At 69.2% G+C, this 18,872-nt stretch carries 19 protein-coding genes; 10 read left to right on the top strand and 9 right to left on the bottom strand.

The annotated features are described in order from the left end of the window. Positions 1-142 precede the first annotated feature (142 nt). Positions 143-829: a FadR/GntR family transcriptional regulator gene (locus tag ACZ5CR_RS31190; protein ID WP_468863536.1), complete on the top strand. Its 687-nt coding sequence runs from the start codon at positions 143-145 to the stop codon at positions 827-829. Between the two features lie 34 nt (positions 830-863). Here the strand turns inward: ACZ5CR_RS31190 and ACZ5CR_RS31185 are convergent, their stop codons facing one another. The 3 genes from ACZ5CR_RS31185 to fabG all read right to left on the bottom strand — a co-directional run bounded on the left by ACZ5CR_RS31185 (position 864) and on the right by fabG (position 2,832). Then, a complete protein-coding gene (locus tag ACZ5CR_RS31185; protein WP_468863534.1) occupies positions 864-1,199 on the bottom strand; it encodes a hypothetical protein in 336 nt (111 codons plus the stop codon). Between the two features lie 146 nt (positions 1,200-1,345). Then, the gene (fabI, locus tag ACZ5CR_RS31180) at positions 1,346-2,107 is read right to left on the bottom strand and encodes an enoyl-ACP reductase FabI (RefSeq protein ID WP_468863531.1); all 762 of its coding nucleotides are present in this window, start codon (positions 2,105-2,107) and stop codon (positions 1,346-1,348) included. Positions 2,108-2,112: 5 nt separating this feature from the next. Continuing rightward, a complete protein-coding gene (fabG, locus tag ACZ5CR_RS31175; protein ID WP_468863529.1) occupies positions 2,113-2,832 on the bottom strand; it encodes a 3-oxoacyl-[acyl-carrier-protein] reductase in 720 nt (239 codons plus the stop codon). A 186-nt stretch (positions 2,833-3,018) separates the two neighbouring features. Here fabG and ACZ5CR_RS31170 point away from each other — a divergent pair, with 186 nt between their 5' ends. The 3 genes from ACZ5CR_RS31170 (at position 3,019) to tyrS (ending at position 7,313) form a co-directional block, all read left to right on the top strand. After that, a complete protein-coding gene (locus tag ACZ5CR_RS31170) occupies positions 3,019-4,542 on the top strand; it encodes a TldD/PmbA family protein (RefSeq protein WP_468863527.1) in 1,524 nt (507 codons plus the stop codon). Further along, the gene (locus ACZ5CR_RS31165) at positions 4,539-5,951 is read left to right on the top strand and encodes a metallopeptidase TldD-related protein (RefSeq protein WP_468863524.1); all 1,413 of its coding nucleotides are present in this window, start codon (positions 4,539-4,541) and stop codon (positions 5,949-5,951) included. The genes ACZ5CR_RS31170 and ACZ5CR_RS31165 overlap by 4 nt, the downstream gene beginning before the upstream one ends. An 84-nt stretch (positions 5,952-6,035) precedes the next feature. After that, positions 6,036-7,313: a tyrosine--tRNA ligase gene (tyrS, locus tag ACZ5CR_RS31160; RefSeq protein WP_468863522.1), complete on the top strand. Its 1,278-nt coding sequence runs from the start codon at positions 6,036-6,038 to the stop codon at positions 7,311-7,313. Between the two features lie 71 nt (positions 7,314-7,384). Here tyrS and ACZ5CR_RS31155 read toward each other — a convergent pair whose 3' ends face one another. After that, the gene (locus ACZ5CR_RS31155) at positions 7,385-7,663 is read right to left on the bottom strand and encodes a GlsB/YeaQ/YmgE family stress response membrane protein (RefSeq protein ID WP_383280725.1); all 279 of its coding nucleotides are present in this window, start codon (positions 7,661-7,663) and stop codon (positions 7,385-7,387) included. Between the two features lie 214 nt (positions 7,664-7,877). On the opposite strand from ACZ5CR_RS31155, the gene ACZ5CR_RS31150 reads away from it, so the two are divergent. Together ACZ5CR_RS31150 and ACZ5CR_RS31145 are read left to right on the top strand one after the other, a co-directional pair. Continuing rightward, positions 7,878-8,267 (top strand): DUF3099 domain-containing protein, encoded by a 390-nt coding sequence (locus ACZ5CR_RS31150; protein ID WP_468863520.1) that lies wholly within the window; start codon positions 7,878-7,880, stop codon positions 8,265-8,267. 189 nt (positions 8,268-8,456) lie between these two features. Then, positions 8,457-8,684 carry a hypothetical protein gene (locus ACZ5CR_RS31145; protein ID WP_389910535.1) on the top strand — a complete coding sequence of 76 codons (228 nt, stop codon included), beginning with the start codon at positions 8,457-8,459 and terminating at the stop codon, positions 8,682-8,684. Here the strand turns inward: ACZ5CR_RS31145 and moaA are convergent. From moaA to ACZ5CR_RS31130, 3 genes are all read right to left on the bottom strand, one after another. After that, positions 8,681-9,688: a GTP 3',8-cyclase MoaA gene (moaA, locus tag ACZ5CR_RS31140; protein WP_468863518.1), complete on the bottom strand. Its 1,008-nt coding sequence runs from the start codon at positions 9,686-9,688 to the stop codon at positions 8,681-8,683. The genes ACZ5CR_RS31145 and moaA overlap by 4 nt on opposite strands. 181 nt (positions 9,689-9,869) lie before the next feature. Beyond that, a complete protein-coding gene (locus ACZ5CR_RS31135; protein WP_468863515.1) occupies positions 9,870-11,501 on the bottom strand; it encodes a solute symporter family protein in 1,632 nt (543 codons plus the stop codon). Then, positions 11,498-11,866 carry a DUF485 domain-containing protein gene (locus ACZ5CR_RS31130; protein WP_468863592.1) on the bottom strand — a complete coding sequence of 123 codons (369 nt, stop codon included), beginning with the start codon at positions 11,864-11,866 and terminating at the stop codon, positions 11,498-11,500. Before ACZ5CR_RS31130 ends, ACZ5CR_RS31135 begins: the two co-directional genes overlap by 4 nt. Positions 11,867-12,193: 327 nt before the next feature. Between ACZ5CR_RS31130 and ACZ5CR_RS31125 the strand changes: the two genes are divergently transcribed. The 4 genes from ACZ5CR_RS31125 (at position 12,194) to ACZ5CR_RS31110 (ending at position 17,109) form a co-directional block, all read left to right on the top strand. Continuing rightward, positions 12,194-13,726, top strand: coding sequence for a S8 family serine peptidase (locus ACZ5CR_RS31125; protein WP_468863513.1), 1,533 nt, complete (start codon positions 12,194-12,196; stop codon positions 13,724-13,726). Positions 13,727-13,740: 14 nt separating this feature from the next. Beyond that, on the top strand, positions 13,741-15,327 hold the full coding sequence (locus tag ACZ5CR_RS31120) for a S8 family peptidase (RefSeq protein WP_468863510.1): 1,587 nt from the start codon (positions 13,741-13,743) through the stop codon (positions 15,325-15,327). A 65-nt stretch (positions 15,328-15,392) separates the two neighbouring features. Then, a complete protein-coding gene (locus tag ACZ5CR_RS31115) occupies positions 15,393-15,944 on the top strand; it encodes a hypothetical protein (protein WP_468863508.1) in 552 nt (183 codons plus the stop codon). Positions 15,945-16,050: 106 nt separating this feature from the next. Continuing rightward, positions 16,051-17,109, top strand: coding sequence for a CopD family protein (locus ACZ5CR_RS31110; RefSeq protein ID WP_468863506.1), 1,059 nt, complete (start codon positions 16,051-16,053; stop codon positions 17,107-17,109). Here the strand turns inward: ACZ5CR_RS31110 and ACZ5CR_RS31105 are convergent. Next, on the bottom strand, positions 17,039-17,875 hold the full coding sequence (locus tag ACZ5CR_RS31105; RefSeq protein WP_468863503.1) for a lysoplasmalogenase: 837 nt from the start codon (positions 17,873-17,875) through the stop codon (positions 17,039-17,041). The two genes, ACZ5CR_RS31110 and ACZ5CR_RS31105, sit on opposite strands and share 71 nt — an antisense overlap. Next, the gene (locus ACZ5CR_RS31100) at positions 17,872-18,756 is read right to left on the bottom strand and encodes a sterol desaturase family protein (protein WP_468863501.1); all 885 of its coding nucleotides are present in this window, start codon (positions 18,754-18,756) and stop codon (positions 17,872-17,874) included. Before ACZ5CR_RS31100 ends, ACZ5CR_RS31105 begins: the two co-directional genes overlap by 4 nt. Positions 18,757-18,872 lie beyond the last annotated feature (116 nt).

The raw sequence follows: 18,872 nt of genomic DNA, 5'->3' as shown, positions 1-18,872 counted from the left end.
TCATAGAATCATGGGATGATTGGCTGTCCAATCCGTTGTCTTTGTTCTCGCCACCCAGTTGCCTCTGTTTCCATCACACCGTTGCCTCCGTTCCATCACCCCGTTGCCTCCGTTTCCGTCACACCGCGCACGAAGGATCGTCATGCCGCTGACCACCCCTCACCGCTCTGCGCTCTCCGAGCAGGTCATCGCCGAGCTGCGTAACCAGATCTCATCGGGAGAGTGGCCGGTCGGCTCCCGCATCCCCACCGAGCCCGAGCTGGTCGAACAGCTGGGTGTGGCGCGCAACACCGTCCGGGAGGCGGTCCGCGCCCTCGCGCACAACGGCCTGCTCGACATCCGGCAGGGCTCCGGAACCTATGTGGTCGCGACGAGCGAACTGGCCGGCGTGATGCAGCGCAGGTTCGCCGACGCGGAGCCGCGGCACATCGCGGAGCTGCGCAGCACGCTGGAGTCGAGCGCGGCGAAACTGGCCGCGCAGCGCCGCACGGAGCGTGACCTCAAACAGCTCGACGCCCTGCTGAAGCGGCGCGAGGAAGCCTGGTCGTCGGGCGACGCGGAGGCCTTCGTGACGGCCGACGCGACCTTCCACCTGGCCGTCGTGGCCGCCTCCCACAACGACGTGATGACGGCGATGTACGCGGACCTCGGCGAGGTCATGCGGGACTGGCTGCGCGAGGACGTCGGCGAGAAGCTGACCCCCGAGAGCCACATGGACCACGCCCGGCTCGTCGACGCGATCCGGGAGAACGACGAGGAGGCGGCGGCCAAGGAGGCTGCCGCCTACCCGTTCATGTGCCGCCCGGAGCTGTTCACTTCTCGTAGCTGAACTCGTGGCTGATCTCGTAGCTGACCCAGAGTGGTCACTTCGCGTGGCTGACCCAGACGGACCGGATCTCTTTCCAGCACCGCCCGGTGAGCCGCACCGTCGAGGCGGGCCCCGCCTCGACCTGCACGCCGTCGCTGTCGATGTCCCACCACTGCTCGCACTCCACGTGCAGCCGGACCCGGTCGGTCTCGGGGTACGGGTTGTGGCAGGACGCGACCGCGTCCGAGCCCGCGACGCTGGTGCGGCACTCCGAGCCGAACGGCCGGGGTTCGACCGCCTCCACGCGCGCGCGTGGAGGCTTCGCCTCGGTGACGGCATGCGACGCGGCGCCGTACGGCAGGGCGATCAGCAGAGTGAGAGCGGCGAGCACCGCAGGAGATGACGGGCGCACACCTCAGGGTGCGCGGTTCTGCCACGACCGCGCCCGGCCGGTGGGCCGAACGGGTGACGCCCCGCCTCCCGCGCTGCGCGGGGAACGGGGCGTCAGGAACGTACAGAATTCCTGGTCAGGACTTGTCAGGCACCCATCATGTGCACGCCGCCGTCGACGTGGATGATCTCGCCGGTGGTCTTCGGGAAGAAGTCCGAGAGCAGCGCGACGATGCCGCGGCCCGCGGGCTCCGGGTCGGCCATGTCCCAGTTCAGCGGCGACCGGGTGTTCCAGACGTCCGCGAGCTCGCCGAAGCCCGGGATGGACTTGGCGGCCATGGAGCCGAGCGGACCCGCCGAGATGAGGTTGCAGCGGACGTCCTCCTTGCCCAGGTCGCGGGCGAGGTAGCGGCTCGTGGCCTCCAGGGCGGCCTTGGCCGGGCCCATCCAGTCGTACTTGGGCCAGGCGAACTGCGCGTCGAAGGTGAGGCCGACGACCGAGGCGCCGTCCTCGAACAGCGGGCGGCAGGCCATGGTGAGCGACTTCAGGGAGAACGCCGAGACGTGCATCGCCGTCGCGACGTCCTCGAAGGTCGCCTCGAGGAAGTTGAAGGCGCCCTGCGGGGCGAAGCCGATGGAGTGCACGATGCCGTCGAGGCCGCCGAGCTCGTCCTTCACCACACCCGCGAGGCGGTCCAGGTGCTCCTGGTTGGTGACGTCGAGCTCGATGACCTTGGCGGGCTTCGGGAGCTTCTTGGCGATGCGCTCGGTGAGCGTGGGCCGCGGGAAAGCGGTCAGGATGACCTCGGCGCCCTGCTCCTGAGCGACCTTGGCCGCGTGGAAGGCGATGGAGGCCTCCGTCAGCACACCGGTGACGAGGATCTTCTTGCCTTCGAGAATTCCGCTCATGGTGATCAGTGACCCATGCCCAATCCGCCGTCAACGGGGATGACGGCTCCAGTGATGTACGACGCGTCGTCCGAGGCGAGGAACTTCACCGCGGCGGCGATCTCCTCGGGCTCCGCGTAACGCCCGAGCGGCACCTGCTTCACGATGTTCGAGCGCTGCTCGTCCGTGAGCACCTTGGTCATGTCGGTGTCGACAAAACCGGGCGCGACGACGTTGAACGTGAGGTTGCGCGACCCGAGCTCACGGGCGAGCGAGCGCGCGAAGCCGACCAGGCCTGCCTTGGAGGCGGCGTAGTTCGCCTGCCCCGGGCCGCCCATCAGGCCGACGACGGAGGAGATCAGTACGACGCGGCCCTTCTTGGCGCGCAGCATGCCGCGGTTGGCGCGCTTCACGACACGGAAGGTGCCGGTGAGGTTGGTGTCGAGGACGGACGTGAAGTCCTCTTCGGACATCCGCATGAGGAGCTGGTCCTTGGTGATCCCGGCGTTCGCCACCAGGACCTCCACCGGACCGTGCTTCTCCTCGATCTCCTTGTACGCCTGCTCCACCTGCTCGGTGTCAGTGATGTCGCACCTGACGGCGAGGACTCCGAGCTCCGTGAGGGCCTGAGGCGGTTCACCCGAGCGGTAGGTGATCGCGACCTTGTCGCCCGCGTCGGCGAAGACGCGGGCGATGGCGAGGCCGATGCCCCGGTTTCCTCCGGTGACGAGAACCGAGCGGCTCAACGGATCACCCTTTCGATAGCGGTCTGTTAACTCGAAAACCTATCGGTACGGTGCTCCATACGGAGAATCGACCACCGACAGTGGCGTACCGGACTCGCTGTCGGGTCCCTACAGAAAACTCTGGTCGCCGGGCCCCCGAGCGCGACATGATTCTGACCGACCGGTGCCGACAGCAGGGAGACATCCGTGCCTCATTCCATCGATGGAGCCTTCACGGCGCTGCCCCTGCGGGCTCTCGCCGACGCCGCGCTCGCCCGCGCGCGTGCCCTGGGCGCGGACCACGCGGACTTCCGCTTCGAGCGGGTGCGCAGCGCGTCCTGGCGGCTGCGGGACGCCAAGCCGTCCGGTACGTCGGACACCACGGACCTGGGCTACGCGGTCCGTGTCGTGCACGGCGGGACCTGGGGGTTCGCGTCGGGCGTCGATCTGACGATGGACGCGGCGGCGAAGATCGCGTCCCAGGCCGTGGCGATGGCGAAGCTCTCGGCGAAGGTCATCAAGTCGGCGGGCTCCGACGAGCGTGTGGAGCTCGCCGACGAGCCGGTGCACGCGGAGAAGACCTGGGTGTCGTCGTACGAGATCGACCCCTTCTCGGTGCCGGACGAGGAGAAGAGCGGGCTGCTCGCCGAGTGGAGCTCGCGTCTCCTGGCCGCCGACGGTGTCTCGCACGTCGACGCCTCGCTGCTCACCGTGCACGAGAACAAGTTCTACGCGGACACGGCGGGGACGGTGACCACGCAGCAGCGGGTCAGGCTGCACCCGCAGCTCACCGCGGTCGCGGTCGACGGGACGAGCGGCGAGTTCGAGTCGATGCGGACCATCGCGCCGCCTGCCGGACGCGGCTGGGAGTACCTCACCGGCACCGGCTGGGACTGGGACGCCGAGCTGGACCGCATCCCCGAGCACCTCGCCGAGAAGATGCGGGCGCCGAGCGTGCGGGCGGGCTCGTACGACCTGGTCATCGACCCCTCGAACCTCTGGCTGACCATCCACGAGTCCATCGGCCACGCCACCGAGCTCGACCGCGCCCTGGGCTACGAAGCCGCGTACGCGGGGACGTCGTTCGCCACCTTCGATCAGCTCGGCAAGCTCGCGTACGGCTCGTCGATCATGAATGTGACGGGTGACAGGACGGCCGAGCACGGGCTCGCGACCATCGGGTACGACGACGAGGGCGTGGCCGCTCAGTCCTGGGACCTGGTGAAGGACGGCACCCTGGTCGGCTACCAGCTGGACCGTCGCATCGCGAAGCTCACCGGCTTCGAGCGCTCCAACGGCTGCGCGTACGCGGACTCCCCCGGCCATGTGCCGGTGCAGCGCATGGCGAACGTGTCGTTGCGGCCCGACCCCGGCGGTCTCTCGACGGAGGACCTGATCGGGGGCGTCGACCGTGGCATCTACGTGGTGGGCGATCGGTCCTGGTCGATCGACATGCAGAGGTACAACTTCCAGTTCACCGGACAGCGCTTCTACCGCATCGAGAACGGCCGCATCGCCGGCCAGCTGCGCGACGTCGCCTACCAGGCCACGACCACCGACTTCTGGGGCTCGATGGCGGCGGTCGGCGGCCCACAGACGTACGTGCTCGGTGGCGCCTTCAACTGCGGCAAGGCCCAGCCGGGCCAGGTCGCGGCGGTCTCGCACGGCTGCCCCTCGGCCCTTTTCCGGGGCGTCAACATCCTCAACACGACGCAGGAGGCGGGTCGATGACCTCTCGTACGAACGGTGCGAAGCGTACGAACAAGCCGCACGAGATCGTCGAGCGCGCCCTGGAACTGTCCACCGCCGACGGCTGCGTCGTCATCGCCGACGAGCACTCGACCGCGAACCTGCGCTGGGCGGGCAACGCCCTGACCACGAACGGCGTCACCCGGGGCCGCACCCTCACCGTCATCGCGACCGTCGACGGCAAGGAAGGCACCGCGTCCGGCGTCATCTCGCGCTCGGCCGTGACCGCCGCCGATCTCGAGCCGCTGGTCCGCGCCGCCGAGCACGCGGCGCGGAGCGCGGGACCCGCCGAGGACGCGCAGCCGCTGGTGACCGGCGGCGAGGAGTCCCCCGGCTTCAGGGACGCGCCCGCCGAGACGTCATCGGCGGTCTTCTCGGACTTCGCCCCCGCGCTCGGCGAGGCGTTCGCCACGGCCCGCGCCGGCTGGCGTGAGCTGTACGGCTTCGCGAACCACGAACTCGTCTCGAGCTACCTCGGTACGTCGACGGGGCTGCGCCTGCGGCACGACCAGCCCAACGGCACCCTCGAACTCAACGCCAAGTCCCCCGACCGCACGAAGTCGGCCTGGGCGGGGCGTGCGACCCGGGACTTCAAGGACGTGGACCCGACGGCGCTCGACGCGGAGCTCGCCAAGCGTCTGGGGTGGGCACAGCGACGCATCGACCTGCCCGCTGGCCGGTACGAGACGCTGCTTCCGCCGACGGCCGTCGCCGACCTGCTGATCTACCAGCTGTGGTCGGCCTCCGCGCGGGACGCGGCCGAGGGGCGGACGGTGTTCTCCAAGCCGGGCGGCGGCACCCGCGTCGGCGACCGGCTCGCCGAGCTGCCCCTGACCCTGCGCAGCGACCCGGACGAGCCGGGCCTTCAGTCCGCGCCGTTCGTGCTCGCGCACGCCTCGGGCGGCGACTCGTCCGTCTTCGACAACGGGCTTCCGCTGGCCGCCACCGACTGGGTGCGCGCGGGCGAGCTCGCGCATCTGACGAGCACCCGGCACAGCGCGTCCCTGACCGGCCTTCCGGTCGCCCCCGCCATCGACAACCTCATCCTGGACGGCGGCACCGACCGCTCCCTGGAGGAGATGGTCGCGGGCACGGAGCGGGGGCTGCTCCTGACCTGCCTCTGGTACATCCGCGAGGTCGATCCGGCCACCCTGCTGCTCACCGGGCTCACCCGGGACGGCGTCTATCTCGTGGAGAACGGCGAGGTCGTGGGCGAGGTGAACAACTTCCGCTTCAACGAGTCGCCGGTCGACCTGCTCTCGCGGGCCGCCGAGGCAGGGCGCACGGAAAAGACGCTGCCCCGGGAGTGGGGCGACTGGTTCACTAGGGCGGCGATGCCCGCCCTGCGCATCCCCGACTTCAACATGAGCTCGGTCAGCCAAGGCGTGTGACGCCCATAGACTGGCCGGTACCAACCGGACCAACCGGTACCGGCCAGGAACCTTTCGCAGAACCTTTCAAGGAGACACAAGACCGTGACGGACATCGTCGACGAGCTGAAGTGGCGGGGTCTTTTCGCCCTGTCCACTGACGAAGATGCACTGCGCAAGGCGCTCGCGGACGGTCCCGTCACGTTCTATTGCGGCTTCGACCCGACCGCGGCCAGCCTGCACGTCGGGCACCTGGTGCAGGTCCTCACGGTCCGCCGCCTCCAGCACGCGGGGCACCGGCCGCTCGCCCTGGTGGGCGGCGCCACGGGCCAGATCGGTGACCCGCGGCCGACCGCCGAGCGCACCTTGAACGACCCGGAGACGATCAGGAACTGGGTGGCCCGGCTGCGCTCGCAGATCGAGCCGTTCCTGTCCTTCGAGGGCGAGAACGCCGCGCTGATGGTCAACAACCTGGACTGGACCGCGGGGATGTCCGCGATCGAGTTCCTGCGGGACATCGGCAAGCACTTCCGCGTGAACAAGATGCTGACCAAGGACTCCGTGGCCCGCCGCCTGGAGTCCCAGGAAGGCATCTCGTACACGGAATTCAGCTACCAGCTCCTCCAGGGCATGGACTTCCTGGAGCTCTACCGGCGCTACGGCTGCACGCTGCAGACCGGCGGCAGCGACCAGTGGGGCAACCTCACCGCGGGCATCGACCTGATCCACCGCCTGGAGCCGGACGCCACGGTGCACGCCGTCGGCACACCGCTGATGGTCAAGGCGGACGGCACCAAGTTCGGCAAGTCCGAGAGCGGCGCCGTCTGGCTCGACCCGGAGATGACCACGCCGTACGCGTTCTACCAGTTCTGGCTGAACGTGGACGACCGGGACGTCTCGACGTACTCGCGCATCCTCAGCTTCAAGTCCCGCGAGGAGCTCGAAGAGCTCGAGAAGCTCACCGAGGAGCGTCCGCAGGCCCGTGCGGCCCAGCGCGCGCTCGCCGAGGAGCTGACGACGCTGGTGCACGGCGCCGACCAGTGCGCCGCGGTCATCGCCGCGTCCAAGGCGCTGTTCGGCCAGGGCGAGCTCGGCGACCTCGACGAGGCGACGCTGAGCGCGGCCCTCTCCGAGCTGCCGCGTGTCCAGGTCAGTGAGCTCGGCCCGGTGGTGGACCTCCTCGCGGAGGTCGGCCTGGTGGCGAGCAAGTCCGCGGCCCGGCGCACGGTCAAGGAGGGCGGGGCCTACGTGAACAACGCGAAGGTGGCCTCCGAGGACGCCGTGCCCTCCCGCGAGGAGCTCCTGCACGGGCGCTGGCTCGTCCTTCGCCGGGGAAAGAAGAACCTGGCGGCTGTCGAGGTCACCGCGGTCACCGCGGGCTGACGTTCCCGTACCCGTGCGAAGGGGGTCGGCCCGTGCGGGCCGACCCCCTTCGCATGCCGCGTACCCGCAGGTCAGGCCCGCTGCTGTTTGTTGCCTCTGATCATCTTGTACAGCATGTCTCCGACGCCCACGACGACGAGAGCCGCCACGAGTTGCAGGGCGTGCCGGCCCCAGTCGATGCCCTTGGTGTCAGCGATGCCGAACCCAGAGGCAAGCGAGTTGCCGATGATCGCGCCGATGATGCCGAAGATCGTGGTCAGCCAGAGCGGACTGTGCTGCTTTCCGGGCAGGATCGCCTTGGCGATAAGCCCCAGCACGAATCCGACGACGATGGCCCACAACCAGCTCATAGCTGCCTCCTCATCCGGCTCAACATGAGCATTACGGTCAGTGTCGACCGATCCTCCATACGGCGCATGTCGGGCAGGCCCATACGTGGCATGACGCAGGCAGGACACCGAGAAGGGACCTGCCCCGGTCTCGAAGGCTGCGCAGCCCCGGCGTAACGTGGAGCGGGTCCGGGCCGGGAGCGTCCGGCGTCTTGTGAGCAGGCGGTGGAATGTGATGCGGAAGCAGAGCGGCGCCCAGGTCTTCCGGATCACAGGGGCCCGGCAGTCACTGGCGGACGATGTGCGCGGCAGACAGCGCCGGTACGTGATCTCGATGTCGATCCGTACTCTTTCGGTCATCGCCGCGGCGGTGCTGTGGAACGTCGAGCGGCATGTCGCCCTAGTCGCTCTGGTGCTCGGCATCCTCCTCCCGTACGTCTCCGTCGTGATCGCCAACGCGGGCCGGGAGAACAATCCTTCGCTGCCGTCGACCTTCGTACCGGCACCGTCCCGGCCGATGCTCCCGTCGCTGACGGCGCACGGCGAGTCCGCGGAACCCGTCCCGGAAGCCGGGACCGGCCCCGCACCGGGCGAGCCCAACGCCCCGTCAGGTCACCAGAACTGACCGTCGACGTTGCGCCAAGCTCAAGAAAACCTCAGATCAATCATGTAGTTCCGGTGCCAGGCACTGGGTCCCCCATGACATACTTCGTACGCGCTCCGCATCCCCCGTCGGAGCGACAGACCGACGCCGGGCAGCTCCCCCCGTGGCTGCTCGGCGTCGCCTTGTTTTGAACGCACTTGGACGTTACCTGTGAGCGACGAAACACCGATCTGTTCCGCCAAGGGCTGCCGCGCCGCCGCGGTGTGGGTGCTCGCGTGGAACAACCCGAAGATCCACACTCCGGAGCGCCGCAAGACGTGGCTCGCATGTGAGGAACACCGCGAGCACCTCTCTCAATTCCTGGGCGTACGCAGCATGTTGAAGGACGTCGTGCCGCTGGCCGAGTGGGAAGCGCGCAGCGAGCCCTCCGACTCCTAGCCGCCGATCGCCGACATCGGGCGCTCGGGCTGCAGGAACGTCGGGTCGTCGAGGCCCGAACCCGCCTTCTTGCCCCACATCGCGAGCTTCCATATGCGCGCGATCGCCTCGTCCGAGCCGGACTCGCTGTCTTCTTCGTGCGCCCGCAGGGCCGCCCGCAGGTCGGTCTCCTCGGAGGCGAACAGGCACGTGCGGACCTGGCCGTCGGCCGTGAGGCGGGTGCGGTCGCAGGCCGAGCAGAACGGGCGGGTGACGGAGGCGATGACGCCGACGCGATGCGGGCCGCCGTCCACGAGCCAGCGCTCGGCCGGCGCGGAGCCGCGCTCGCCGGAGCCCTCGTCGGTGAGCTCGAAGCGCGTACGCAGCGACTCCAGGATGTCACCGGCGGTGATCATGCCGTCGCGCTTCCAGCCGTGCTGGGCGTCCAGCGGCATCTGTTCGATGAAACGCAGTTCGTAGTCGTTCTCGACGGCCCAGGCGAGCAGGTCCGGGGCCTCGTCGTCGTTCAGGCCCGGCATCAGGACCGTGTTGACCTTGACCGGGGTCAGGCCCGCGTCGCGGGCGGCCTCGAGGCCCTCCAGGACGTCCTTGTGGCGGTCGCGGCGGGTGAGGGTCTTGAAGACGTCCGGGCGCAGCGTGTCCAGGGAGACGTTGACCCGGTCGAGGCCCGCGGCCTTGAGGGCCTCGGCGGTGCGCTTGAGTCCGATGCCGTTCGTCGTCAGGGACATCCTGGGGCGCGGCTCCAGCTGGGCGCAGCGCTCGACGATGCCGACGAGGCCGGGGCGCAGGAGCGGCTCGCCGCCGGTGAAGCGGACCTCGGTGATGCCGAGCTGCGTCACGGCGATCCGGACGAGGCGGACGATCTCGTCGTCGCTGAGGAGCTCGGACTTGGACAGCCATTGCAGGCCTTCTTCGGGCATGCAGTACGTGCACCGCAGATTGCACTTGTCGGTCAGCGAAACCCGCAGATCGGTGGCCACTCGGCCGTAAGTGTCGATGAGCACGTGGGCCCCCTCCCTGATCCTGGTTGAGCCAGTTCGGTTCAGATATCACGAGCCTACGCGACGGGACTGACACCGACCCGGGCCCGATCCCACGAGGAGCGGCACGGCCGCGTCGTAGAGATCTACCAACGATCTACGACGCGGCCGCTGACGTGCGTGTTTCAGAGGGAACCAGGCAGGCTCAGTGAGCTCCGGTACCCGTGAGGGAGCGCACCTCCAGCTCCGCGTACTTGCCCTTGTCGGGCTCCTCCTTCGAAAGCATCGTGCCGAGCCAGCCGAGCAGGAAGCCCACCGGGATCGAGATGAGGCCCGGATTCTCCAGCGGGAACCAGTGGAAGTCGACGCCCTTGAACATCGACGTCTTCGGGTTGCCGGAGACGACCGGCGAGAACAGCACCAGGAAGACCGCCGTGAAGAGGCCGCCGTAGATCGACCAGAGCGCACCCTGCGTGGTGAAGCGCTTCCAGAAGAGGCTGTAGAGGATCGTCGGCAGGTTGGCGGAGGCCGCGACGGCGAAGGCGAGCGCGACGAGGCCCGCCACGTTCAGGTCGCGGGCGAGCGCGCCGAGCGCGATGGAGACGATGCCGATGAAGACCGTCGCCCAGCGGGCCGCCTTCATCTCCTGCTTCTCGGTGGCCTTGCCCCTCTTGATGACGTTGGCGTAGATGTCGTGCGCGAACGACGAGGACGAGGCGAGCGTCAGACCGGCGACGACCGCGAGGATCGTGGCGAACGCGACCGCGGAGATCGTGGCGAGCAGGATCGCGCCCCACGACGAGTCGACGCCGCCCAGATGGAGTGCGAGCAGTGGCGCCGCCGTGTTGCCCGCCGGGTTGGACGCGATGATCTCGGCCGGCTTGATGAGCGCGGCGGCACCGAAGCCGAGCGCGATCGTCATCAGGTAGAAGGCGCCGATGATGCCGATCGCCCAGTTCACGGACTTACGCGCGGCCTTGGCTGTCGGCACCGTGTAGAAGCGGATCAGGATGTGCGGCAGGCCCGCGGTGCCGAGCACCAGGGCGATGCCGAGCGAGATGAAGTCCAGCTTCGAGGTGGACGTGGCGCCGTACTTGAGCCCCGGTTCGAGGAACTTGGTGCCCTGGCCGCTGTTGGAGGCGGCGGTGCCGAGCAGGTCCGAGACGTTGAAGTCGAACTTCAGGAGGACCAGGAAGGTGAGGAGCAGCGTGCCCGCGATGAGCAGGACGGCCTTCACCATCTGGACCCACGTGGTCCCCTTCATGCCGCCGATGGTGACGTACACGATCATCAGTACGCCGACGAGGGCGACGATCCCGACCTTGCCCGCGTCGGACGTGATGCCCAGAAGCAGCGAGACCAGGACGCCCGCGCCCGCCATCTGCGCGAGCAGGTAGAAGATCGACACGACGATCGTGGACGTGCCGGCGGCAGTACGTACTGGGCGCTGGCGCATGCGGTAGGCGAGGACGTCGCCCATCGTGTAGCGGCCGGAGTTGCGCAGCGGTTCGGCGACCAGGAGGAGCGCCACGAGCCAGGCGACCAGGAAGCCGATGGAGTACAGGAAGCCGTCGTACCCGAAGAGCGCGATGGCGCCCGCGATGCCGAGGAAGGACGCGGCCGACATGTAGTCGCCGGAGACCGCGAGGCCGTTCTGGAAGGCGGTGAACTGGCGGCCGCCCGCGTAGAAGTCGGCGGCGCTCTTGGTCTGGCGTCCTGCCCAGACGGTGATGACCAGGGTGGCGACGACGAAGACGGCGAACAGGGAGATGATCAGCGGCCGGTGCTCGCTCGCCTCACCCGCGGCCAGGACTGTGGTGTTCAGCGCGGGGCTCATGCGCCGCCCTCCAAACGGGACTTGATCGCTTCAGCCTTGGGGTCGAGCTTGGTGGCCGCGTGGCGGGAGTACCACCAGGCGATGAGGAACGTCGTCAGGAACTGCGCGAGACCGAGGACCAGGGCGACGTTGATGTTGCCGAACAGCTGGGTGCCCATGAAGTCACCCGCGTAGTTCGAGAGCAGCACGTACGCCAGGTACCAGACGATGAAGGCGACGGTCAGCGGGAAGGCGAACGAGCGGTGTGCCTTGCGGAGTTCACCGAACTCGGGGCTCGCTTGCTCCTCGAGGAATTCTGCCGTGGTCGGCGCGTACGGAGCGGGGGCTTCTCCGTCCTTGGACGGTGGGGATGCTTCGGGGGCCACGGAGACTCCTCGTGGTGCGGGTGCGGTGGGGACGGACAGCTGATCCATGGGCTCTCATCGATCCGGCAGTGATGCGGATCACGTGAGCCACGGATGGCGATGCTAAGGCCACAGGGCGTGATCCGACAGGGGGGTTGATGTTGCTTCTGTTAACGGTTCAACGTCATAGCGGCACGCACGGCGCGGCACGGTGCGCTGCTTTCTTCCGGAATCCATTGCTGGCCTGGGAGTTCTGGGGATAGCTTCACCCTGCACGCCCCGTCATGTACCTGCCCGATCACTAGATGTGTTCGGGCAGTTCACGTATCCGGATGATGTGGAGACCCCATGGCTCATCTGCGTTCCAGACGCCGAATCGCGCTCACCGTGCCCCTCGGGATAGCGCTCGCCGCGTCGGTCGGCTTCGCCCCGGGCATCGCGACCGCGGCCCCCGACGCCCCCGCCACCGCGTCGGCCAGGGCAGAGGCCCCGAAGCTCGCGTACGTCGTCAACACCCGTACGGACTCCAAGACGATCGCGTCCGTCAAAAGGGCGATCGCCAAGGCGGACGGCTCCGTCGTCGTCGCGTACCCGAAGATCGGCGTCATCGTCGCGCACTCGGCCAACCCCGACTTCGGCAAGCAGCTGCGCAAGGTCAAGGGCGTCCACTCCGCGGGCGCGACCCGCACCTCGCCCCTGACGGCGGCGGGCACGACGGAGGAGGGCGCACCGACCCTCCTGTCGAAGTCCGAGGCCAAGTCGCTCAAGGCGCAGGCCGATGCGGGCGCCGAGCCGCTCGAGGCCGACCAGTGGGATCTGCGCGCGATAGGCGCCGACAAGGCAGCGAAGATAAACCCGGGCAGCAAGAAGGTCACCGTCGGCGTCATCGACACCGGAGTCGACGACACCCACCCCGACCTCGCGCCCAACTTCTCGGCCTCGCAGTCGGCGAGCTGTGTCGGCGGCAAGGCGGACACCTCGCCCGGCGCCTGGCGCCCGGAGAAGCCGGACCACTACCACGGCACGCACGTGGCCGGCGAGATAGCCGCCGCCCGCAACGGCGTGGGCGTCGCGGGCGTCGCGCCCGGCGTGAAGGTCGCGGGCATCAAGGTGGCCGACCCGGTCAGCGAGCTGTTCTACCCGGAGAGCGTCGTCTGCGCCTTCGTGTTCGCCGCCGACAAGGGCATCGAGGTCACGAACAACAGCTACTACGTGGACCCGTGGCTCTACAACTGCATGGACGACCCGGACCAGCGGGCCATCGTCGACGCGGTCAACCGGGCCCAGCTGTACGCCCAGAAGAAGGGCACCCTGAACCTCGCGTCCGCGGGCAACTCCAACCACGACCTCGCCGCCGACGAGATCCTGGACGACTCGAGCCCGGACGACTCGACGCCGGTGCCGCGCACCATCGACCCGTCCGAGTGCTTCGACATCCCGACGCAGCTTCCCGGCGTGGTCACGGTCAGCGCGACGGGCGTGCAGAACCTCAAGTCGTACTACTCCACGTACGGCAAGGGCGTCATCGACATCGCCGCCCCCGGTGGCGACGCCCGCCAGATTCCGGCCGACACCCCGTCGAAGAACGGCCGCATCCTCTCCACGATGCCGGGCAACCAGTACGGCTGGCTGCAGGGCACATCGATGGCATCGCCGCACGCCGCGGGCGTGGCCGCGCTCCTGAAGTCGACGCACCCCAAGGCGAGCCCCGCCGAGATCCAGCGGCTTCTCAAGAAGCAGGCCGACAACCCGGGCTGCCCGACGACGCCGTACGACCCGGACGGTGACGGCAAGGTCGACGCCGTCTGCGAGGGCGGCAAGAACAAGAACGGCTTCTACGGCAGCGGGATCGTCGACGCGCTCGACGCCGTGAAGAAGTGAGGGGCTCGCACATCATGACCGCACGTTTCACGCGCTCCCGGCGCGTGCTCGCACTCCCGCTCGGCATGGCGCTGGCATCGGCCGTCGCCTTCCTGCCGGGCACGGCGTCGGCTCAGCCCGATGCCGCGTCCCGGCCGGGCGGCCCGGTGTCGTCCGTCGTGTCCGGCCTCGGCGCGTCCCTCGCGGACGGCACGTCGATGAGCTACGTCGTCAATGTCCGCGCCGGGCACGGCGGTTCACCGTCCGGCAAGACATCGGCGTACGTGAAGAAGGCCATCGCCCAGGCGGGCGGCAAGGTCGTCATCGCGTACGACAGGATCGGCGTGATCGTCGTCCACTCGTCGGACGCGGACTTCGCCAAGAAGATCCGCAAGGCGAAGGGCGTCGCTTCGGCGGGCGCCACCCGTACGGCTCCGCTGTCCGCGCAGTCCGACGACGCACTGGAGGCCGACAGGCCGCTGAGTGCCGCCGAGGCGAAGCAGGCGGCAGGGCAGGCGGCCCCGGGCCAGGACGAGCTGGAGCCGCTCCAGTGGGACCTGCCCGCCATCAAGGCGGACAAGGCCCACAAGGAGTCCCTGGGCAGCTCCAAGGTCACCGTCGGCGTCCTGGACTCCGGCGTGGACGACACGCACCCGGACATCGCGCCGAACTTCGACGCGAAGGCGTCCGCGAGCTGCCTGGGCGGCGTGCCCGTGCAGAAGGGCGACGCGTGGCGTCCGGTGGCCGGGGAGAGCGACCACGGCATGCACGTGGCGGGCACGATCGCCGCCGCGAAGAACGGCACCGGCGTGACCGGCGTCGCTCCGGGCGTGAAGGTGGCGAGCCTGAAGGTGGCCGAGCCGGAGACCGGCATGTACTACACGGAGGCCGTGGTCTGCGGCTTCATGTGGGCGGCCGATCACGGGGTCGATGTCACCAACTCCAGCTACTACACCGATCCGTGGCTCTTCAACTGCAAGACGGACGACGACCAGAAGGCCCTGGTCGACGCCGTCGGGCGGGCCACCCGGTACGCGGAGCGCAAGGGCGCGGTGAACGTCGCGGCGGCCGGTAACGCCGAGACGGACCTCGCGCAGGACGAGATCGTGGACGACTCCAGCCCGGACGACACGACGCCCACGGAGCGGACCATCAAGACAGCGGACTGCTTCGACCTTCCGTCGCAGCTGCCGGGTGTCGTGACCGTCTCGGCCACGGGCGCGAAGGGCATCAAGTCCTCGTACTCGAACTACGGCAAGGGCGTCGTCGACATCGCGGCGCCGGGCGGCGACTCCACGAAGTTCCAGACGCCGGACGCACCGGCCACGGACGGCCGCATCCTGTCGACGCTCCCGGGCGGCAAGTTCGGCTACAAGGCGGGTACGTCGATGGCGTCACCGCACGCCGCGGGCGTCGCCGCGCTCATCAAGTCGGCCCACCCGCACGCGTCATCGGAGAAGGTGAAGGCGCTGCTCTACGGCGAGGCCGACGCCATGAAGTGCACCGATCCGTACGACATCGACGGTGACGGCAAGGTCGACGCCGTCTGCGCGGCCGGCAAGAACAGGAACGGCTTCTACGGCGTGGGCATGATCGACGCGCTGGACGCCGTGCGGAAGTAGCGGGTTCGTGAGGCGGGGCCGGGCGGTTGTGTGCCGCCCGGCCCTTCGCGAGAGGATCTCGTCCCATGTATGAGTACCGGAATTCCGCATTCGGCTCCGTCGACACGGACAGCTGGGTGCCCCGGCCCGTCCGGCCCACCTGGCAGCTGGTGCTCCAGTTCGTGGCCACGGTGACCGTGTTGCCCGTGTGGTGGGTGGTGTGGATCGCCTTCGCGATCGTCCTCATCGCGATCGCCATGATCACGGAGATCTTCACGTACATCGTTCCCGGCTACGAGCGCGGCTTCGAGAAGGTCATGGACGCGACCCTCGGCCGCATGGAGCTGTGGCCGCTGTGGGCCGTGACCTGGCCGGAGTTGCAGCACGAGGGGCACGCCGACTTCTACCGCGCGCGGGTCGACAATCACCTCGACAAGTGGACGCGGAAGCTGTCGGCCCCGAAGGACCCCAAGGCCCCGGAGCTGCCCAAGGAGTGCGTGGTCCCGCTGCGGTTCTACCGCGGCGTCGGCGGCTCCTACGTGGTGCGGACGGCGGCCCCGCTGGGCTGGGACCTCCAGCCGTCGGAGCCGGAGAAGGAGATCAAGCTCGGGTGGACGGCCGCCGCTCCCACGGAGTAGCCCGCACCGGTACGCCGCTCGCGAAGCTCCTGCCGGGCGGAATGAGCTTCAGCCAGTTGTTTGCCAGGACTTGCCCGTTAAGGGTGCACCTGGTGAAGATCATGTGGTGAGCTCCATACAGCCGTCCGCCGACTCCGGCGGCGAGGCCTCGGCGGACGCGGTCGCCGCCACGCCCCACGCCTCGCACAGCGCGCCGCGCCGACGCCCCTCCACGGCCCGTGCGGTCGCCGTGCTCGTCCTGGTGCTCGTCGCCGCCCTCATCCCCCTCATCGGCCCGTCGGCGGCGCTGAACGGCACCGGGGAGGCCGAGGCGCCCGGCACGGCCGGGATCACGTTCCTGCGGACGGTCATGTTCGCCGCGCTGTGCGTGCAGTTGGGCGAGATCTACGCGATCCGTCTTGCCCGCAGGGTGCCGGGGGCGCCGCTCGACCGTGAGCCGCGGAGCTGGGCGGCGTACGCGGCGGGCGCCGGCATCGTCGCCGCGCTCGGCCTCGCTTCGGTGGTCGCCACCGGCAACCTGGTGCCGCACCAGCTCTCCGACATGGACATCGGCGGCCTCTACGCGTCGCGGGACGGCAGGCTGGCGCTCCTGGAGGTCAACGCCTTCATCGTGGCGCTGCTCTGCTCGCGCTCACGGCGGCCTTCGACTGCCGCGCTTCCGCTGGCCGCGGTGATCGTGGCGGAGGCGCTGCGGGCCCACTCCCCGGTGGAGGACACCCCGCTCATCGGCACCGGTCTGACGCTGGTGCATCTGACCTGCGGGGTGCTGTGGGCGGGCGGCCTGTTGCAGGTGATACGCATGCTGCGGCTGTGGCGGCCGTTCGCCCCGGAGGCGGGCGCGGCGGTACTGGGGCTCTACGCGCGCGTGGCGGCCGTTCTGTTCGCCGCGATCACGGTGACAGGGGTGTGCAGCACTCTGCGCCGGATGCCGGCGAGCACGGTCGTCGGCCAGCTCACGGACACGGCCTACGGCCGCACGCTGCTCGCCAAGGTGCTCCTCGTGGTGGTCGTGTCCGCCCTCGCCCTGCTCGCGCGCCGACGGCTGCGCGGGGCCGCCGACCCGGTCTCCGCGTACTCCCCCGCGCGCGGGGAGGTCATCGCGCTAGGTCTGGTCGTGGCGGTGTCGGCGCTCCTGACGGCGTTGCCGCTGCCGATTCGCTGGTGAGTCGCGCGGAACGTGCCCCCAGTACGCCTCTGACCAGCAGGAACTGCGCGGCGATATAGGTGAGCATGATCCAGAAGTCGGGGCGCGGGGCCTGTGGCCACTCGGCGACGCCGGTCGCGATGAGGGTGTCGGACAGGAGGAACAGCGCGCCGCCCGCCGCCGCGGTGGGTCCCAGCCTCGTGGCGGCGAACGCCATCGCGGTGAGCAGCAGGCTGTAGCCCGCCACCGGGCCGCGCATGTCCGCGGGGAGGTCCGGCCAGAGGAGGGCGACCGTGCCGATGAGGGCGGTGGCGTACGCGGCCACCAGCCATGCGCCGCGCGCGCGTGACGTGCCCTCGCGCTTGGAGCCGTGGCGCTTGAAGAGGACGAGGTAGCAGACGTGGCCCGCCGCGAAGGAGCCCATTCCTGCCAGGAACGCGGGGTCGGCGTCGAAGAGGAGGAGGGTGTCGCCTCCCCAGCCGAAGAGGAGAGCGGCGGTCAGTAGGCGCGGGCCTTTGACCGTGAATACGTACCCCGCCAGGAGCGGCATGAGGAGGGGCTTGAAGACGGTGTGGGCCGCGTCCGAGCCTGCCAGGAGTGCCGTCAGGTCGCCGACTGCGGCGAGGCCGAACGCCGCGAGGAGCAGCCGTGCTCCAGTCGACGCCTCTGGTTCGGCACCCGGTGCCGCGGGTCGCGCCCGCCCTTCCCCGAGCTCTCGGCTCCGCTTGAGCAGGGGAGGCCGCACTCGCCTCGCGGAACGCCTGCCCACAGCGGGGACAGGGCTCATGCCGCCCCCTCCACCACCGGCTCTGGTGCCGCCTGTGGCGCTGTCTGCGCCGGTGGCTGCCAGCCCGGCCCCCGGAACAGCCGTCCGCCCCGCTCGCGCCAGCTGGTCGCCTTCCTGAGGTCCTTGGCTATCGCCGCGTACTCGTGCGTGGCCACCCGCAGTGGGTTGTGCGTGGCGATGTTCTTCGTGAGGCCGTAGACCGGGCGGTCCGTCTCCGCGACCCAGGAGCCGAACACGCGGTCCCAGATGATCAGGATGCCGCCGAAGTTGCGGTCCAGGTAGCCGCCCTGCGACGCGTGGTGGACGCGGTGGTGGGAGGGCGTGTTGAAGACGAACTCGAAGGGCCTTGGCAGCTTGCCGATGCGTTCGGTGTGGATCCAGAACTGGTAGACGAGGTTCGCCGACGAGCAGAACGCGAGCGCCGCCGGGTGCACGCCGAGGGCGATCAGCGGGATGTAGAACGGCCAGACCGTCAGGCTGGTCCAGGGCTGGCGCAGCGCCGTCGTGAGGTTGAACTTGCGGCTCGAGTGGTGCACGACGTGGCAGGCCCACAGGATGCGGATGACGTGGTGCCCGCGGTGCGACCAGTAGTAGAAGAAGTCCTGCCCGAGCAGCATCAGCGGGATCGTCCACCACAGGACGGGGATGTGCAGCGGCGTCAGCGCGTACACCGCCGTGTAGATCGCGACGATGGGGATCTTCCACAGGAAGTCGAAGACGAGGCTGCCGAGCCCCATGGTGATGGAGGTGGCGGCGTCCTTCGTCTCGTACCCGGCTTCGTCCTCGTCGGGATGGATCCGGTGGCTCACGATCTCCACCACGGTGAGCAGCACGAAAGCGGGGATGGACCACAGCACGACATCGGGCAGGTTCGGCGGCATGCGTGCACCGTAAGGGCCCGTCGTCGGCCGCCGCTAGACGTAGTTACCGACAAGTATTACCAGCGGTAAGGCGGTGAACGTTGGCGATCTCCGCCAAAAGCGGAGGCTCAAACACA

Source organism: Streptomyces sp. NPDC031274, assembly GCF_055570235.1.
This window is presented reverse-complemented; position numbering and strand designations above follow the sequence as displayed.

Excerpts from the sequence above, each read along its gene's own strand:
- ACZ5CR_RS31190 (WP_468863536.1), top strand. The coding sequence starts at position 143 with ATGCCGCTGACCACCCCTCACCGCTCTGCGCTCTCCGAGCAGGTCATC.
- fabI (WP_468863531.1), bottom strand. The coding sequence starts at position 2,107 with ATGAGCGGAATTCTCGAAGGCAAGAAGATCCTCGTCACCGGTGTGCTG.
- ACZ5CR_RS31165 (WP_468863524.1), top strand. The coding sequence starts at position 4,539 with ATGACCTCTCGTACGAACGGTGCGAAGCGTACGAACAAGCCGCACGAG.
- ACZ5CR_RS31155 (WP_383280725.1), bottom strand. The coding sequence starts at position 7,663 with ATGAGCTGGTTGTGGGCCATCGTCGTCGGATTCGTGCTGGGGCTTATC.
- ACZ5CR_RS31150 (WP_468863520.1), top strand. The coding sequence starts at position 7,878 with ATGCGGAAGCAGAGCGGCGCCCAGGTCTTCCGGATCACAGGGGCCCGG.
- ACZ5CR_RS31135 (WP_468863515.1), bottom strand. The coding sequence starts at position 11,501 with ATGAGCCCCGCGCTGAACACCACAGTCCTGGCCGCGGGTGAGGCGAGC.
- ACZ5CR_RS31125 (WP_468863513.1), top strand. The coding sequence starts at position 12,194 with ATGGCTCATCTGCGTTCCAGACGCCGAATCGCGCTCACCGTGCCCCTC.
- ACZ5CR_RS31120 (WP_468863510.1), top strand. The coding sequence starts at position 13,741 with ATGACCGCACGTTTCACGCGCTCCCGGCGCGTGCTCGCACTCCCGCTC.
- ACZ5CR_RS31115 (WP_468863508.1), top strand. The coding sequence starts at position 15,393 with ATGTATGAGTACCGGAATTCCGCATTCGGCTCCGTCGACACGGACAGC.
- ACZ5CR_RS31105 (WP_468863503.1), bottom strand. The coding sequence starts at position 17,875 with ATGAGCCCTGTCCCCGCTGTGGGCAGGCGTTCCGCGAGGCGAGTGCGG.
- ACZ5CR_RS31100 (WP_468863501.1), bottom strand. The coding sequence starts at position 18,756 with ATGCCGCCGAACCTGCCCGATGTCGTGCTGTGGTCCATCCCCGCTTTC.